General features: G+C 36.7%; 18 protein-coding genes, 2 tRNA genes, 1 rRNA gene and 1 pseudogene. 9 read left to right on the forward strand and 13 right to left on the reverse strand.

Annotated elements, in window-relative coordinates; genetic code table 11:
- Nucleotides 1-11: 11 nt before the first annotated feature.
- Nucleotides 12-545 (reverse strand): ribosome maturation factor RimM, encoded by a 534-nt coding sequence (locus Bandiella_RS04260; protein WP_323732523.1) that lies wholly within the window; start codon nt 543-545, stop codon nt 12-14.
- A complete protein-coding gene (rpsP, locus tag Bandiella_RS04265) occupies nt 542-856 on the reverse strand; it encodes a 30S ribosomal protein S16 (RefSeq protein WP_323732524.1) in 315 nt (104 codons plus the stop codon). The genes Bandiella_RS04260 and rpsP overlap by 4 nt, the downstream gene beginning before the upstream one ends.
- Nucleotides 857-1240: 384 nt before the next feature.
- Here rpsP and Bandiella_RS04270 point away from each other — a divergent pair, with 384 nt between their 5' ends.
- Entirely contained in the window at nt 1241-1825 is a 585-nt protein-coding gene (locus Bandiella_RS04270; RefSeq protein WP_323733405.1) for an IS6 family transposase, read from the forward strand.
- A 64-nt stretch (nt 1826-1889) separates the two neighbouring features.
- Here Bandiella_RS04270 and Bandiella_RS04275 read toward each other — a convergent pair whose 3' ends face one another.
- Both Bandiella_RS04275 and ftsZ read right to left on the reverse strand, forming a co-directional pair.
- Nucleotides 1890-3155: a M16 family metallopeptidase gene (locus Bandiella_RS04275; RefSeq protein WP_323732525.1), complete on the reverse strand. Its 1266-nt coding sequence runs from the start codon at nt 3153-3155 to the stop codon at nt 1890-1892.
- Between the two features lie 276 nt (nt 3156-3431).
- Complete coding sequence (gene ftsZ, locus Bandiella_RS04280; RefSeq protein ID WP_323732526.1) at nt 3432-4826, reverse strand: cell division protein FtsZ; 1395 nt, start codon at nt 4824-4826, stop codon at nt 3432-3434.
- 243 nt (nt 4827-5069) lie between these two features.
- On the opposite strand from ftsZ, the gene Bandiella_RS04285 reads away from it, so the two are divergent.
- Together Bandiella_RS04285 and Bandiella_RS04290 are read left to right on the forward strand one after the other, a co-directional pair.
- A 16S ribosomal RNA gene (locus tag Bandiella_RS04285) occupies nt 5070-6568 on the forward strand.
- Nucleotides 6569-7026: 458 nt separating this feature from the next.
- Nucleotides 7027-7611 (forward strand): IS6 family transposase, encoded by a 585-nt coding sequence (locus Bandiella_RS04290; RefSeq protein ID WP_323733405.1) that lies wholly within the window; start codon nt 7027-7029, stop codon nt 7609-7611.
- Here Bandiella_RS04290 and Bandiella_RS04295 read toward each other — a convergent pair.
- From Bandiella_RS04295 to yihA, 5 genes are all read right to left on the reverse strand, one after another.
- Entirely contained in the window at nt 7590-7835 is a 246-nt protein-coding gene (locus Bandiella_RS04295; protein WP_323732527.1) for an IS1 family transposase, read from the reverse strand. The two genes, Bandiella_RS04290 and Bandiella_RS04295, sit on opposite strands and share 22 nt — an antisense overlap.
- Nucleotides 7784-7915 carry a hypothetical protein gene (locus tag Bandiella_RS04300; RefSeq protein ID WP_323732528.1) on the reverse strand — a complete coding sequence of 44 codons (132 nt, stop codon included), beginning with the start codon at nt 7913-7915 and terminating at the stop codon, nt 7784-7786. The genes Bandiella_RS04295 and Bandiella_RS04300 overlap by 52 nt, the downstream gene beginning before the upstream one ends.
- On the reverse strand, nt 7864-8256 hold the full coding sequence (locus Bandiella_RS04305) for a transposase-like zinc-binding domain-containing protein (protein ID WP_323732529.1): 393 nt from the start codon (nt 8254-8256) through the stop codon (nt 7864-7866). The genes Bandiella_RS04300 and Bandiella_RS04305 overlap by 52 nt, the downstream gene beginning before the upstream one ends.
- 151 nt (nt 8257-8407) lie before the next feature.
- Nucleotides 8408-8836, reverse strand: a complete 429-nt coding sequence (locus Bandiella_RS04310; RefSeq protein ID WP_323732530.1) for a Fur family transcriptional regulator — start codon at nt 8834-8836, stop codon at nt 8408-8410.
- Nucleotides 8837-8840: 4 nt separating this feature from the next.
- Complete coding sequence (yihA, locus tag Bandiella_RS04315) at nt 8841-9437, reverse strand: ribosome biogenesis GTP-binding protein YihA/YsxC (RefSeq protein ID WP_323732531.1); 597 nt, start codon at nt 9435-9437, stop codon at nt 8841-8843.
- Between the two features lie 290 nt (nt 9438-9727).
- Between yihA and folP the strand changes: the two genes are divergently transcribed.
- The 3 genes from folP (at nt 9728) to Bandiella_RS04330 (ending at nt 12434) form a co-directional block, all read left to right on the forward strand.
- Nucleotides 9728-10498: a dihydropteroate synthase gene (folP, locus tag Bandiella_RS04320; protein ID WP_323732532.1), complete on the forward strand. Its 771-nt coding sequence runs from the start codon at nt 9728-9730 to the stop codon at nt 10496-10498.
- 15 nt (nt 10499-10513) lie between these two features.
- The gene (gene glyS / locus Bandiella_RS04325; RefSeq protein ID WP_323732533.1) at nt 10514-12115 is read left to right on the forward strand and encodes a glycine--tRNA ligase subunit beta; all 1602 of its coding nucleotides are present in this window, start codon (nt 10514-10516) and stop codon (nt 12113-12115) included.
- A gap of 67 nt (nt 12116-12182) precedes the next feature.
- Nucleotides 12183-12434 (forward strand): helix-hairpin-helix domain-containing protein, encoded by a 252-nt coding sequence (locus tag Bandiella_RS04330; protein ID WP_323732534.1) that lies wholly within the window; start codon nt 12183-12185, stop codon nt 12432-12434.
- Here Bandiella_RS04330 and Bandiella_RS04335 read toward each other — a convergent pair.
- The 4 genes from Bandiella_RS04335 to Bandiella_RS04350 form a co-directional block, all read right to left on the reverse strand.
- Entirely contained in the window at nt 12431-12736 is a 306-nt protein-coding gene (locus tag Bandiella_RS04335) for an IS1 family transposase (RefSeq protein ID WP_323732535.1), read from the reverse strand. The genes Bandiella_RS04330 and Bandiella_RS04335 overlap by 4 nt on opposite strands.
- A gap of 66 nt (nt 12737-12802) precedes the next feature.
- On the reverse strand, nt 12803-13387 hold the full coding sequence (locus tag Bandiella_RS04340) for an IS6 family transposase (protein ID WP_323733405.1): 585 nt from the start codon (nt 13385-13387) through the stop codon (nt 12803-12805).
- Between the two features lie 281 nt (nt 13388-13668).
- Nucleotides 13669-13744 (reverse strand) — tRNA-Phe (locus Bandiella_RS04345).
- A gap of 27 nt (nt 13745-13771) precedes the next feature.
- Nucleotides 13772-13847: transfer RNA gene (locus tag Bandiella_RS04350), tRNA-Glu, on the reverse strand.
- A gap of 477 nt (nt 13848-14324) precedes the next feature.
- Between Bandiella_RS04350 and Bandiella_RS04355 the strand changes: the two are divergent.
- The 3 genes and pseudogenes from Bandiella_RS04355 to rodA form a co-directional block, all read left to right on the forward strand.
- A pseudogene (locus Bandiella_RS04355) lies at nt 14325-14810 on the forward strand (IS6 family transposase); the annotation flags it as partial.
- A gap of 244 nt (nt 14811-15054) precedes the next feature.
- Nucleotides 15055-16143: a peptide chain release factor 1 gene (gene prfA / locus Bandiella_RS04360; protein WP_323732536.1), complete on the forward strand. Its 1089-nt coding sequence runs from the start codon at nt 15055-15057 to the stop codon at nt 16141-16143.
- Complete coding sequence (gene rodA, locus Bandiella_RS04365; protein ID WP_323732537.1) at nt 16094-17245, forward strand: rod shape-determining protein RodA; 1152 nt, start codon at nt 16094-16096, stop codon at nt 17243-17245. The genes prfA and rodA overlap by 50 nt, the downstream gene beginning before the upstream one ends.
- The last annotated feature ends 14 nt before the right edge of the window (nt 17246-17259 follow it).

The following is a 17259-nucleotide window of genomic DNA, read 5'->3' on the forward strand; positions in this document are numbered from 1 at the left end:
GCTATATCTATCTAAATGAAATCTTTGTAATTTTCTCCAAGCCTGAGGTATCTATCAAAAAAATTTATCTCACCAACAAACTTTTCTTGAAAAGGATAGAAAAAAGTCGAACTTTTGTTGCAATGCTCCACCTCCAACAGGTCGCCAGCCCCAAAATTATGCATTACTCTTGCCCACCCTATATGATCATTCTCCAATGAGTTAACCGCAAAATTTTTAATAAAATTTCCATAAGACACAATGTTATTAAAATCTATTTCAGATATTCTTATGCAAAAAGTTAAGTTTTTGAGTTTTGCTGCTTGGTCCCTGTTTTCGATACCATCAATTTTAACTATAAATTCACTATTACCACTTTGCTTAACTTGTGCTTTATATTCTTGCTCAGAGTTGTCAAACAGGACGAAGCTATTTCTTTTAAAGGACAAACCAAAAGAACACTCCCTCACTTTTATCTCACCTTTTACACCATAAGGCTTTACTTGATTGAAGATGGGAATGTTATAATTCCCACCAAGGTCTAAAGGCGTGCCTATGATGTTCAATTTTTTTTATCAGATGATTTTTTTGAAGCAGACTCTTTACTTTTTAAAATAGGTTTGGCTTGAATAAGTTCTTTTTTCTCCAGGAATTTAACCACTCTATCTGTTGGTTGAGCCCCAACCGATAACCAGTGCTTTATCCTCTCCTGATTCAAGATAATTCTATTATTATCTTCTTTGGCAAGCATAGGGTTATATGTTCCTACTTTTTCTAGAAATCTTCCATCTCTTGGCGCGTCTGCATTAGCTACAACTACTCTATAATACGGTTTCTTTTTAGCTCCAGCTCTTGCTAGTCTGATTTTGACTGTCATAAAATTCATTTTATTAAATTAATACAGAGTATATACATAAAAAAAGCCCATCTGTAAAGACAAGAAATTAGGAGTTGCGAACAAGGACAGTAACTATAAGCAATAGCTTTAATTTTAGCACTACTTTAAAGGGCAAAGTGTGGTAGCGAAGTAGTGATAAGTCTAAAGGGCACCGTCAAGTTAAAAAAGTTGAGGTGCAAAAGGTATTGAGAGAAGAGGGAAAAAATAGTAAATTGGAGCAAAATAAAAAATAATAGAAAAACAATGGAAGAAAGAGCGAGCAGATACAGATATCCAATGGTGATAATAGGACATGCAGTTTGGTTGTACCACAGATTTAATTTGAGTTATAGAGACGTAGCAGAAGAGTTGTTATAAAGGGGTATAGAAGTAAGCCATGAAACGATAAGAGCATGGTGTATTAAATTTGGAAAAAGGTTTTTAGATATAATCAAGAAGAAGCAGAGGAAAGTAAAGGATAAATGGCATTTGGATGAGATGAGCATTAAAATTAACGGTAAATATTTTATTTTGTGGAGAGCTGTAGATGAAGATGGATATGAGATAGATGTCTTCCTACAGACCAGACGTAATAAAAAGTCTGCGATAAGGTTTTTATCAAGATTATTACAATCAAATCCAGTACCCAGAGTAATCGTGACAGATAAATTAAAAAGCTATACCAAACCTATAAAAGAAATGTGCCCTAAAACAGAGCATAGGCGCCATAAAGGATTAAATAATAGGGTTGAAAATGCACACCAACCAACACGCAGGAAAGAGAAATGCCTAATAAAATTCAAATCTCCTTCTGGGGTACAGCAAACTCTTTCTTTGATGGGAAAAATAAGGAACATATTTTCAGTAGATGTGGGCAGGTATATTAACAGTTCTAGCAAGCAAAAAGAAATGTTTTTCGAAGCTAAATCTATTTGGGATCACGCCGCTCAATCCATAGCTGCTGCATAATTTTCAAAAAGATGCTCTGTCACGCCCTTACCTCCATTAACTTGACGGTGCCTATAAAACTCATCTAAAATTTTAGTTTATCTACGATCTTATTATAATCGTAAATATTTTCAATGTTTCCGAGTGTTGTTAGAGTTATATTGTTTTTTGACAATATTTTTTTTGCCATATTTGTTAAAGATTGAACGGAAACTTTATTTATTTCGTTTAATATTTCATCGTTGCTTATATACCTGCCAAACATTGCAAAGCTATTGCTAATTTTTTTAGCCCTTGCAGAAGTGCACTCCATAGACATTAATATGCCGGATATCATCTGCGCCTTAGCTCTATCAATTTCTTTATCGTTGATGTTTTTGGTCAGATAATGAAGCTGTTCTGTTAACAAATCAATCATAAGGTTGATGTTTTTAGAGTCTAAAGCTGCATAAACTCCAAAAACTCCGCAATCACTATAGCTGCTTGAGAAAGAAGATATGTTATACACTAGCCCCTTTTTTTCACGAATTTCTTGAAACAAGCGAGAGGACATGCCTCCACCTAAAATCACAGAAAGTATCTGAGAATCGTAAAAATTATCATCAAGGTAAGATACTCCTTCAAACCCCAATAGAAATTGAGCCTGCTCAAGAGGTTTTTTAACATGAAGTTCTCCACCAATATATTTGCCAAGTTTGTACTGATTTGTTTCGTTTGAGTTGAAGTCCTGAAATTTTTGCTCAATTAAACCATGAAAAGCGGCGACATCAAAATTACCAGCAGCGGAAACAATTGTGTTTTTTGTGGAATACTGATTTTTAAAGTAATTAACCAGTTCCTCTCTTGTTAAATTTTTGATAAACTCTTCTGTTCCTAAGATAGAGCGTCCCAAAGGCTGATTACCAAAAGCTGCTTCCTGAAAATAATCAAAGACAATATCGTCGGGAGTATCACGTGTCATGTATAGCTCCTGCAATATAACCTCTCTTTCTCTCTCTAATTCCTCCGCGTCAAAAGTGGAATTAAGGAAAATATCGGTAAGTATGTCGATTGCTTTAGATAGGTCATTCTTCAAAACTTTGGCATAGTAAACGGTGGCTGTTTTGGAAGTGTATGCGTTAAACTGTCCGCCTATCATGTCAAATTCTTCGGCTATGTTGGTTGCGCTTCTGGTATTTGTACCTTTAAAAGCCATGTGTTCTAGAAAATGTGAGATTCCATTATTTCCTTCGGTCTCGTTCCTGCTACCATTCTTTACTAAGATATTAATAGTAACGCTCTCCACCTCCTGTATTTTGTCTGTAGCGATAACCAACCCGTTTTCTTTTACAATCGAACTAATAGATGTCATAAAATAATTCAAATATAACTTTGATTCATATACTCCATTCACCTCAAAACAAGCATTTTGCCGCGCACTTTTATACGCTCATCGTTCACATTTTTTGCTCTTTTTTAAGCTACCTGTTGTTTATAAATTTTCCAATTCTTAATTTACTAAAGGTATACTATAAATTTATTTATATATAATCAAGCGAATCAAGCGAAAGAATATGCTTAAAGTATTTTTAAAGTTGAATTGGAAGCCTGGCCAAAAGGTCAAAGCAACGTTGATACAGTAATAAGGTTATGGGTTGTTCTTCTTATTTCGTAAAAAAGTTGGAATTTCAAAAATGCTGCTAGCTTTGTTGTTTGACGTTTCTTTGTCTGAGTGGGGGGTTCGAGAGTCTACCTTGTCTTCTTCCTCTTTACCCCGATCATCTAAGAAGTCAAAATAGTTTACTTTTTCTAAAACTGTATCCTCTTGGCTATTGTTGCTCGTATCTGAATGAAAACGAAAAGAGCTTTGTTTAAAATCTTTGATATTGTTTTGATCGTAGCTATTACTGCTGATTTTTTCTTCTACATTCTCATCTGGAGCTTGCTCTGAGAAGCTTATTGGTTGGTTGGTCACTTGTTGTTTTTGCTCAATTACCACCTCTTTTTTTACTTGGTTCTCCGAAAATGATATTGTTCCAGATTTACTGAGCAAATTGTTGTTGATTGTTTTTGGTATATGGACATCTATCCCAGTCGCCACAACAGAAACTCTTAATTTGCCTTCTAGGTTCGCATCAAATGCTGAACCGAAAATGATGTTTGCATCTGAGTCAACTTCCTCTTTGATTCTGTTTGCAGCTTCGTCAACTTCAAATAAGGTCATATCCATTCCGCCAGTGATGTTAATCAAGACACCTCTTGCCCCTTTCATTGAAGAGTGGTCAAGAAGTGGATTGGATATAGCCGCTTCTGCCGCTTTAATTGCCCTGTTTTCTCCATCTGCTTCGCCAGTTCCCATCATTGCTTTACCCTTTTCATTCATAACAGTATGTATATCGGCAAAATCCAGGTTGATAAGACCTGGCTTAGTTATTAGATCTGTAACTCCCTTTACACCGGCATGTAGCACTTCATCAGCCATTTTGAAAGCATCTGCGAAAGTTGTCTTTTCGTTAGCCAATCTAAACAAGTTTTGGTTTGGTATAACGATAAGAGTGTCGACGTATTTTTGTAGTTCTTCTAATCCTTCTTCAGCCACTTTCATTCTTCTTGCGCCTTCAAAGTGGAATGGTTTTGTTACTACGCCAACTGTTAGGATGTTGCGTTCTTTTGCAAGTTTTGCCACTACCGGAGCTCCACCAGTTCCAGTGCCACCTCCCATTCCCGCAGTAATAAACACCATGTTAAACTTTTCTAATATTTCTATTATCTCATCAGAAGATTCTTGCGCTGCAACTTCGCCCATTCCAGGGTTGGAGCCAGCACCAAGCCCTTTTGTTGATGCTATCCCAAATTTTATTTTATTGCCTGCCAACGAATTTTCAAGTGCTTGAGCGTCGGTGTTAGCGGCGAAAAAATCCACTCCCTCAAGATTTGCTGAAATCATGTTATTTACTGCGTTAACACCACCACCTCCCACTCCAAAAACAGCTATTTTAGGTGTTAACTCTGTTGTAGTTGGAATGCTAATTTTAATACTCATGTTTACTGTATTTTACGAAATGATATAAATTTTTGTATTTATATGTATAAATAATACAGGCCCTGTTTATTTGCAAATATATTTCTCGTATTGTTTTACAATCTGTAAAAATAAATGAAAATAACAATTGACTTCACATGAAAAACGTTTATAAGTAGCTGTACTGATCGATTTATTTGAAATTGTGAATATAGAATTTTTAAGACGGTGGTAATCATTTAGGCTTAGGCCTAAATTTACACAAAACTTGAGAGTTTGATCCTGGCTCAGAGTGAACGCTAGTGGCGTGCTTAACACATGCAAGTCGAACGGATTTTATTTGTGCTTGCATAAATAAAATTAGTGGCAAACGGGTGAGTAATACATGGGAATCTTCCTTGTAGTACGGAATAACTATTAGAAATAGTAGCTAATACCGTATATTGCTGAGAAGTGAAAGATTTATCGCTACAAGATGAGCCCATGCAAGATTAGCTAGTTGGTAAGGTAATGGCTTACCAAGGCTACGATCTTTAGCTGGTTTGAGAGAATGACCAGCCACACTGGAACTTAGACACGGTCCAGACTCCTACGGGAGGCAGCAGTGGGGAATATTGGACAATGGGCGAAAGCCTGATCCAGCGACGTCACGTGAATGATGAAGACCTTAGGGTTGTAAAGTTCTTTTAGTGGAGAAGATAATGACGGTATCCACAGAAAAAGTCCCGGCTAACTTCGTGCCAGCAGCCGCGGTAATACGAAGGGGGCAAGCGTTACTCGGAATTATTGGGCGTAAAGCGTGCGCAGGCGGTTTTATACGTTGAAAGTGAAAGCCTTTGGCTCAACCAAAGAATTGCTTACAAAACGGTAAGACTAGAGTATTAGAGAGGATAGAGGAATTCCTGATGTAGGGGTGAAATCCGTAGATATCAGGAAGAATATCGAAGGCGAAGGCATCTATCTGGCTAAATACTGACGCTGTTGCACGAAAGCGTGGGGAGCAAACAGGATTAGATACCCTGGTAGTCCACGCAGTAAACGATGAGTGCTAGATGCTAGAATTTAATTTTAGTGTCGAAGCTAACGCATTAAGCACTCCGCCTGGGAACTACGATCGCAAGGTTAAAACTCAAAGGAATTGACGGGGACCCGCACAAGCGGTGGAACATGTGGTTTAATTCGATGCTACGCGAAAAACCTTACCAAGTCTTGACATGATAGTCGTATGGCTAAGAAACTAGCCAGTCAGTTCGGCTGGACTATCACAGGTGTTGCATGGCTGTCGTCAGCTCGTGTCGTGAGATGTTGGGTTAAGTCCCGCAACGAGCGCAACCCTTATCTTTAATTGCCAACAGGTAATGCTGGGAACTTTAGAGAAACTGCCAATGGAGAATTGGAGGAAGGTGAGGACGACGTCAAGTCAGCATGGCCCTTATGACTTGGGCTACACACGTGTTACAATGGTAGTGACAATATGATGCAATAGGGCGACCTGGAGCAAATCGATAAAAGCTACCTCAGTTCGGATTGTACCCTGCAACTCGGGTGCATGAAGTCGGAATCGCTAGTAATCGCAGATCAGCACGCTGCGGTGAATACGTTCCCGGGTCTTGTACACACTGCCCGTCAAGCCATGGGAGTTAAATTTTTCTTAAGTGAATGAGCTAACTGCAAAGAGGCAGTTTACCAAGAAGAATTTGATGACTGGGGTTAAGTCGTAACAAGGTAGCCGTAGGGGAACCTGCGGCTGGATTACCTCCTAAAAGACAAATCGATAGGTTAGACCTATCAAAAACAAATTCTTAATTACCACCGTCTTATAAATTCTATATGTCACTTTTCATATTTTTTCATAGTCTCTTAGCAAATTGTAGAAGTTCTTATTTGCGATTTTTATACATCTTTTTTTGTAATTATTGCCCAGAATTTAGGTTATTTGAATGTAACTTATTGGAGTTGTCAAAGTTAAAAATGGGTATGATGAATAGAGTATACCTCTCGTAAAGGCACCGTCAAGTTAAAAAAGTTGAGGTGCAAAAGGTATTGAGAGAAGAGGGAAAAAATAGTAAATTGGAGCAAAATAAAAAATAATAGAAAAACAATGGAAGAAAGAGCGAGCAGATACAGATATCCAATGGTGATAATAGGACATGCAGTTTGGTTGTACCACAGATTTAATTTGAGTTATAGAGACGTAGCAGAAGAGTTGTTATAAAGGGGTATAGAAGTAAGCCATGAAACGATAAGAGCATGGTGTATTAAATTTGGAAAAAGGTTTTTAGATATAATCAAGAAGAAGCAGAGGAAAGTAAAGGATAAATGGCATTTGGATGAGATGAGCATTAAAATTAACGGTAAATATTTTATTTTGTGGAGAGCTGTAGATGAAGATGGATATGAGATAGATGTCTTCCTACAGACCAGACGTAATAAAAAGTCTGCGATAAGGTTTTTATCAAGATTATTACAATCAAATCCAGTACCCAGAGTAATCGTGACAGATAAATTAAAAAGCTATACCAAACCTATAAAAGAAATGTGCCCTAAAACAGAGCATAGGCGCCATAAAGGATTAAATAATAGGGTTGAAAATGCACACCAACCAACACGCAGGAAAGAGAAATGCCTAATAAAATTCAAATCTCCTTCTGGGGTACAGCAAACTCTTTCTTTGATGGGAAAAATAAGGAACATATTTTCAGTAGATGTGGGCAGGTATATTAACAGTTCTAGCAAGCAAAAAGAAATGTTTTTCGAAGCTAAATCTATTTGGGATCACGCCGCTCAATCCATAGCTGCTGCATAATTTTCAAAAAGATGCTCTGTCACGCCCTTACCTCCATTAACTTGACGGTGCCTGTTTGAGTTATTGGACTCAATTGAGAGTGTATGTTGTTTGCCAACAACATGTTGATGGCGAGGTATAACCTCTGAATAAACAGACCAATCGTCTGTGTAATAACTGCAATTATCTCTACTTATGATTTTCCACAATTTTCTAAAGGTTGTAACGTTACGCTTACCAACCACCCAGGCAACAACTCTCTTGAGCTCCCTACTATAGGCTTTCCATATCCATAATTTGTTTTTTTGAATCTACAAAATGCCACATCTCATCTATTTCAACTTCTCTCAATTCTTCCGGCACTGTTGGTCTTGGTATCTTTTTAGCATACAGTATTATCCACTTATATACGCTAGTATGAGCTACTTTAAATAATTTCCCTAGCCATCTAAAGCTACTTTTTCCCATGCTGTACAATAACACTGCCAGAGCCTTCATCTCTGGCGAACAGCCTCTTAATTTAGTGCTTGTAAAATTACATACACACTCTTTGCATTTATACCTTTGCATACCCATAATATTACCATTCTTAACGTATTTACTGCTACTGCATTTTTTACACTCTGTATTCATATTTCTATTTTCTTTGTTGCTCGCTATATTCATTTTAGCATCTTATCTATCTTATGGCAACACTCCCCTTTATTCCATCTTGCAACACTCCCTATATATACTCCGATAACTTGAAAAATCGGAAACGTGGCGTAATGAATCCCCAGGCTATTTAGATTCAACTTTTGACGAAGGAACTATATGTTTATGATTTATCGTTGGGCTCAGGCTCTATGGGCACTGCATATAACTCCAATCTCGAATTAATCAGCTTATAGCCCAGATCTTGAGCGATTTTCTCCTTAATCCTTTGTAATTTCAAACTTTCAAATTCAATGATGTCACCTGTATGAATGTTAATCAAATGATAATGTTCATTTGATTTGTTAAACTCTTCGTACCTGGCTTTGCCGTCACCTATCTCTAGTTTTTTTATAAGCCCATATTGTTCAAACAGGTTTAACGTTCTATAAACTGTAGCCAAACTAATCTTGGAGTCTATAGCGTTTGCTCTTATATACAACTCCTCAACATCTGGATGATCCGTGGAAAGAGATAAGACTTCAGCTATCACTTTTCTTTGGCTTGTTAGCTTTAAGTTTTTTTCGATACAAGCTTTTTCTATATTGTTCATATATTTAGATATTACTGACTATACACTCTCTTAGTTTTTTTATCCCATACCCTTTGGTACAGCTTACATTGACCATACTCTCTATGAACTTAAATTTATTCAAATTATGTTGAATTTCAATATCCAGTTTCGTTATCTCTGTTTTATTTAACTTATCAATTTTATTAACAACCAATATAACGCTTATTCCGATATTATTTAAAAAATCCAGCAATACTTCATCTTCAGTTTTAATGCCACGCCTCGCATCTGTGATGAAAATTAATTTTTTTAAGTTTGCTCGATTTATTAAATAATCTTTGATCAGATGCCCAAGATCTTCAACCAAATGTTTTGCCCTTTTGGCATAGCCATGCCCTGGCAAATCAACCAACATAAGCCTTTCAGCTAATTTAAAGTAATTAATTTTAATTGTGCTCCCTGGAGTATTTGAAGTTCTAACCAGTTTTTTTCTATTCACAAGGGCATTAATTACACTGGATTTCCCTACGTTTGATCTGCCTAAAAATGCTATTTCAGGCAGATTTGTCTTAGGATGCTTGCCAATATCTGTAACACTGTAAAAAAACTCACAATCTTTTTGGAATAAGTCCGCTTTCATTAACGATAACGACCAATACTATTACATTTTGCAATTCAAGTCATAATATTACATATATCACTAAATAGCAAAATATTGGTTATTATACACCTCAAGTTAAATTAAGAATTAACAAAAAAAGCGATGAATATAAGTGATTAGCATGGGAAGTGCCTAATAATACATAATGAAGTGCCCCAATCCGGAATATTTTAAGGTCAACTTTTAAAAGACGCAGAGTATACAATAGAGTCTGTTGTTGATGTACGAAAGATGTGCTAATCTCGGCCTATATTAAAACTACTCTTTTCATGACAAAAATAATCGGCATTCTCAATTACAACGCAAATTCATTTTCAGATGGTGGCATGTATAATAGGGTGGATACTGCCATTGCAAAGATGGAAAGTTTATTTCAGCAAGGTGCAGATATTGTTGATATAGGCGCTAGTGCAACTTCTTACGGAGCAAATCTCTTGTCAGAGGACCAGGAAATAAAAATTTTGGCATGCCTGTTAAATCAAATTGATTGCAAAAATATAAGCATAGACACTTATCACTATAGCACAATGAAATATGCCATTGATTTAGGTGTAAGTTATATCAATGATGTGACTGGTGGAAAGGACAAGAGAATCTTGGAGTTAATGGCTGCCAACCCACAGGTGAATTATATTTGTATGTACAGTTTAGTACTGCCAGCCGATAGGGATATTCGAATAAAATCTGTCGATGAAATTTATAACTGGATTGCAAACAAGATAGCTGAATGCATAAAATACGGAATATTGAATGAGCGTATTATAATTGACCCAGGCATTGGTTTTGTTACCAATGTCAACCAGTCACTTGAGGTAATACGTAATGTGGAGGAACTTAAAAAGTTTGGGGTCAAAATCTGTATCGGCCATTCGAGAAAATCCTTTTTTGGAGCGATGACAAACCAACCGCCACAAGACAGAGATATAGAAACAACAGCAGCATCTGTTTATATGTTGTCAAAAAAGGTAGATTATGTCAGAGTGCATAACGTGGAGATGCACAAAAGAGCATTCAAAGTTTTTGCCAATTTATTAAGTTAATTAAACAGTCAGTCTATGTCAGAGTTACTTTTTGAAATTTATTCAGAAGAAATCCCAAGCGAAATGCAGGAGTACGGGGCTAAAAAGCTGTACGATATGATAAGTACAAAGTTAGAGGAGTTATTTGATCATAAAATTATTGGTCAATATTTCTTTACTCCAAGAAGGATTGGGTTTTATATCGAAAGTATACCAACAATACTGCAAGCAAAGATTGAGGAGGTAAGAGGTCCTAAAATTCAGGCCCCTAAAAACGCCATAGATGGGTTTTTAAAAAAATATAACCTAACGGAGACTTCAGAGCTTGTAGAAAAAAATGGATACTACCATTTTTTGCAAAAAATGGAGGGGAAAAGTACACTTGAGTTGTTACACCAATTACTAGAAGAAGTTGTTGCAACATTCCCTTGGCCTAAATCAATGAAATGGGCCAATTACCAAATCAAATGGATTAGACCGATCCACTCTATATTATGCGTATATGGAGGCAAAGTTATACCGGTCAAGTACGGGCATATAACTGCAAGTAACATCACAACTGGGCGTTGGATGTTAAATGAAGCGATGATTCAGGTCAATTCTTTCTCGGAGTACCAAACAAACCTGCAAAAAGCAGAAGTAGAAATTTTTCAGGAACAAAGAATAAATTCAATAAAAAAGCAGGTCGAACAAAAGATAGCGAACCTCAATGTTAGTATGATCGAAGATCATGATCTTTTGCATGAAGTAGCAAATTTGGTTGAATCTCCATACGTAGCAATTGGGAAGATAGATAGCAAATTCATGCAATTGCCAAAAGAAGTGCTGGTCACAACGCTTAAATTCCACCAAAAATATCTGATGATGGAATGTGGAAACAAGGAGCTGGCACCATACTTCATTATAGTTTCCAATATTATGACCGACGATGGCCTGCAAACTGTAATTACAGGGAACGAAAAAGTGCTAAAAGCACGGCTTTCTGATGCTGAATTCTTCTATACACAAGACACAAATACAAAACTTATCGATAAATTTCAAGCATTAAAAAAAGTTACATTTCACCATGAAATAGGTAGCTATTACGACAAAATTCAACTCATCAAACAAGTAGCTGTGGATTTAGCTAAGCAATTGCAAGTTGATCAAAGCCTGGTCGAACACACAACTCTGTTAATTAAGTCAGACTTGGTTACAGATATGGTCAAAGAGTTACCAGAATTACAAGGGATTGTTGGATATTATTACGCATTAAAAGATGGGGAGACAAAAGAAGTAGCAGCTGCGATCAAAGAACATTATCTGCCTCAGGGACCTAGTGACCCAGTTGTTACATCCAACTTAAGCATCCTCATGGCTTTAGCTGACAAGATGGTCACATTAAATTCCATGTTTAAGATTGGCATCAAGCCAACAGGATCAAAAGACCCGTTTGCTCTGCGTCGAGCTGCAATTGGAATTATCAGGATTATATGCGCTAATCAATTAAGTTTGAAAGTTCATGATATGCTAAGAAGTGATGTAATCAATTTCATTTTGGATAGAGTCGAAATCTTGGAAAAAGAAATAGGCGAAGGAAAAAATGCATATTTAATAGACTTGTGCTACATTAAAGAAGCGTTAATAACCAGATCTTAGGGGAAAGCCAGAGGAGTGATAACTAAAGGAAAAAACATTGTCTCGTCCAGATTAATAGGAGAACATCATGAGCAAAGAACTACTTAATTTAAAAAACGTTGGGAAAGCCATGCTACGCGATTTAGAGTTACTCGGCATTACTTCAGTACAACAGCTTAAAACTCAAAATCCTGATAGTCTATATGAGAGAATACAAAAAATCACTGGGACAAAGCATTATCCATGCGTATGGGATGTTTTTGCAGCTATTATCCACGAGGCCAACACAGGTGAAAAACTGCCATGGTGGCATTTTAGCAAGATCAGAACAGAGTGTTAGCCAAAGATAGATATAAAATTGCCCTGCTCACTTAGGAAATTATTGTTATCCTCAAAATGTACCCAGAGCTTAATCGTAAGATCGACAACTTCTTCAGATTTTGAAACTACCTTTGTTTTTCTGGTCATTCTTGCAATTCTGTGCCTTGTGTTTGAGTTATTGGACTCAATTGAGAGTGTATGTTGTTTGCCAACAACATGTTGATGGCGAGGTATAACCTCTGAATAAACAGACCAATCGTCTGTGTAATAAGTGCAATTATCTCTACTTATGATTTTCCACAATTTTCGGTTCTGTCGCATCTGTGAAAATTCAGGGCACCGTCAAGTTAATGGAGGTAAGGGCGTGACAGAGCATCTTTTTGAAAATTATGCAGCAGCTATGGATTGAGCGGCGTGATCCCAAATAGATTTAGCTTCGAAAAACATTTCTTTTTGCTTGCTAGAACTGTTAATATACCTGCCCACATCTACTGAAAATATGTTCCTTATTTTTCCCATCAAAGAAAGAGTTTGCTGTACCCCAGAAGGAGATTTGAATTTTATTAGGCATTTCTCTTTCCTGCGTGTTGGTTGGTGTGCATTTTCAACCCTATTATTTAATCCTTTATGGCGCCTATGCTCTGTTTTAGGGCACATTTCTTTTATAGGTTTGGTATAGCTTTTTAATTTATCTGTCACGATTACTCTGGGTACTGGATTTGATTGTAATAATCTTGATAAAAACCTTATCGCAGACTTTTTATTACGTCTGGTCTGTAGGAAGACATCTATCTCATATCCATCTTCATCTACAGCTCTCCACAAAATAAAATATTTACCGTTAATTTTAATGCTCATCTCATCCAAATGCCATTTATCCTTTACTTTCCTCTGCTTCTTCTTGATTATATCTAAAAACCTTTTTCCAAATTTAATACACCATGCTCTTATCGTTTCATGGCTTACTTCTATACCCCTTTATAACAACTCTTCTGCTACGTCTCTATAACTCAAATTAAATCTGTGGTACAACCAAACTGCATGTCCTATTATCACCATTGGATATCTGTATCTGCTCGCTCTTTCTTCCATTGTTTTTCTATTATTTTTTATTTTGCTCCAATTTACTATTTTTTCCCTCTTCTCTCAATACCTTTTGCACCTCAACTTTTTTAACTTGACGGTGCCATAATTTCCTAAGTGAGCAGGGCAATTTTATATCTATCTTTGGCTAACACTCTGGATTTTTTTAGTGGTGCCCAGAGACGGAATTGAACCGCCGACACAAGGATTTTCAGTCCTTTGCTCTACCGACTGAGCTATCTGGGCAATAATGAGTGGTCGTTTATAGATATCTGGCGACCCCTACGGGATTCGAACCCGTATTGCCACCGTGAAAGGGTGGAGTCCTAAACCATTAGACGAAGGGGTCTCTATCAAGTACTGGAGATTATATATATTTGCACATAAATTCAACATTTTTTTCATATAATTCCAAAAATACTTGGGAGTGTTGCCATAAGATAGATAAGATGCTAAAATGAATATAGCGAGCAACAAAGAAAATAGAGATATGAATACAGAGTGTAAAAAAGGCACCGTCAAGTTAAAAAAGTTGAGGTGCAAAAGGTATTGAGAGAAGAGGGAAAAAATAGTAAATTGGAGCAAAATAAAAAATAATAGAAAAACAATGGAAGAAAGAGCGAGCAGATACAGATATCCAATGGTGATAATAGGACATGCAGTTTGGTTGTACCACAGATTTAATTTGAGTTATAGAGACGTAGCAGAAGAGTTGTTATAAAGGGGTATAGAAGTAAGCCATGAAACGATAAGAGCATGGTGTATTAAATTTGGAAAAAGGTTTTTAGATATAATCAAGAAGAAGTAGAGGAAAGCAAAGGATAAATGGCATTTGGATGAGATGAGCATTAAAATTAACGGTAAATATTTTATTTTGTGGAGAGCTGTAGATGAAGATGGATATGAGATAGATGTCTTCCTACAGACCAGACGTAATAAAAAGTCTGCGATAAGGTTTTTATCAAGATTATTACAATCAAATCCAGTACCCAGAGTAATCGTGACAGATAAATTAAAAAGCTATACCAAACCTATAAAAGAAATGTGCCCTAAAACAGAGCATAGGCGCCATAAAGGATTAAATAATAGGGTTGAAAATGCACACCAACCAACACGCAGGAAAGAGAAATGCCTAATAAAATTCAAATCTCCTTCTGGGGTACAGCAAACTCTTTCTTTGATGGGAAAAATAAGGAACATATTTTCAGTAGATGTGGGCAGGTATATTAACAGTTCTAGCAAGCAAAAAGAAATGTTTTTCGAAGCTAAATCTATTTGGGATCACGCCGCTCAATCCATAGCTGCTGCATAATTTTCAAAAAGATGCTCTGTCACGCCCTTACCTCCATTAACTTGACGGTGCCGTATTTACTGCTACTGCATTTTTTACACTCTGTATTCATATTTCTATTTTCTTTGTTGCTCGCTATATTCATTTTAGCATCTTATCTATCTTATGGCAACACTCCCAAGAACTTTTTACAACAGATTTTAGATGAATACTTGATACATTCGTTGAATGTTGCTAGATTGACCTTAAAATATTTCATCACCCTATGTCTTTTGAAGATAGACTGAACAAAATAATAAATAGATATAACAGCTTAAACGACATACTGTCAGATCCAACTAAAATTTCATCTCAAGATTTTGCAAAAATTGCCAAGGAGCATTCTGATCTGTCTGAAATAAATCTCGAGGCAATAGAATATCTAAATAACGTTGTGATGCTTAAAGAAGCAGACGAAATATTATCCAATAAAAATGCAGATAAGGAGCTGAAAGACTTGGCAAATGATCAGAAAAAAGAAGCCAAAGCCAACCTGGCAAAAATAAAAGAACAACTTCAAGTCATGCTACTTCCTAAAGATAGTGCAGATGAAAAAGGAAGTATAATAGAAATAAGAGCCGGCACAGGTGGTGACGAAGCTGCACTTTTTGCCGCAGTGTTATTTAGAATGTACCAGAAGTACGCAGAAAAAATGGGCTGGAAGTTTGAGATATTGTCACTCTCTGATAGTACCCTTGAAGGGTATAAGGAAGCCATAGCTCAGATTAGCGGCAAAGGCGTTTATAAAAGGCTTAAATATGAATCTGGGGTACATAGAGTGCAAAGAGTACCAGCCACGGAAGCAAACGGACGCATACATACTTCAGCGGCAACTGTTGCAGTTTTGCCAGAAGCTGAGGACATAGACTTAAAAATTGAGGAAAAGGACATAAGAATCGATGTTTACAGATCAAGTGGAGCGGGTGGGCAGCACGTTAATACAACTGATAGTGCCGTTCGAATCACCCATATTCCAACCGGGATCGTGGTTGTGCAATCGGAAAAATCACAACATCAAAACAGAGCAAAAGGACTAAAAATACTAAAATCAAGGTTATATGAATTGGAGCGAAGTAAAAAAGATCTGGAGAGATCAGAACTAAGAAAAGGGCAAGTTGGAACTGGCGATAGGTCTGAAAGGATAAGAACCTATAATTACCCACGAAACAGAGTCACGGATCACAGGGTCAATGTGACTATGTATAACTTGGAGGAAGTGGTTGCAGAAGGTAAGCTAGAACCTTTTATCGACGCTTTGATTGCTGATGATCAAGCAAAAAAACTTGCGCACGATGAGTTTGGTAATGATAGATAGTAGCCTAAAAAAAGACTATTTACCTGGGTTGCTCTTGGGGCTGTTATCTGTTTTAATGCTTGTAAGCATATTCTCAATGTATTCCGTATCTGGAGGGGTTGTAGCCCCCATAGTAACTAAGCAACTCTATATCTCTGCCCTTTCTCTGTTCATGATGTTTGTTTTCTCTAAGATTAATCTAAAATTAATATTCCGGAGTTCATACGATGTTTATCTGGTTATCTTATGCGCCCTTGTGGTAACAGAGTTTTTAGGCCATATCGGAATGGGGGCGAAGAGGTGGATAAATTTAGGAATAATCAATATTCAACCCTCTGAGTTTATGAAAATTGGGCTAATCTTAGCACTCGCCCATTATTTTTATAATTGCCATGTTGATAGCATTGTAAAAACAAGGTTTTTGCTGTCTCCTGCGATTTTAGTTTTATTGCCAAGCATTCTGATAATGAAACAACCGAATTTAGGTACAGCCATGATTATTATATCAACAGCTGCAACCATATTTTTTTTAGCTGGGGTAAGGGTAAGAGTATTTGTTTGTTTAGGGGTGATAACGCTTGTTAGCATGCCTATTATTTGGAGATTTTTGTATGACTATCAAAAAACCAGGGTTCTGACTTTTTTAGACCCAATGCACGACAAATTAGGAGCAGGATACAACATAATTCAATCGATAATTAGCATAGGTTCTGGAGGTGTATTCGGCAAAGGTTTCTTAAAAGGTTCTCAGAATCAATTGGATTTCTTGCCAGAAAATCATACAGACTTTATATTTGGCTTAATAGCTGAGGAAGGTGGTTTTGTTTTATGCTTAGCTTTGTTTCTGATTTATTTCGCAATAACTTTGATTTTATACCTTATGAGCGTGCGATGTGATTTTCAATTCCATAGATTGGTTATCCTTGGTTTCGCCTCGTTATTATTTTTCCATGTTTTTATCAACATAGGCATGATATCTGGCTTATTACCAGTAGTTGGCGTGCCATTGCCATTCCTATCATATGGTGGTTCAAATTTCATCGCTATGATGATTGGCGTAGGCCTGGTATTGAATTGCTATACCAACAAAAAAGTTACTCTCAAGACGGCACCGTCAAGTTAATGGAGGTAAGGGCG

It is taken from the genome of Candidatus Bandiella woodruffii (assembly GCF_034359465.1).
Lineage (GTDB): Bacteria > Pseudomonadota > Alphaproteobacteria > Rickettsiales > Midichloriaceae > NDG2.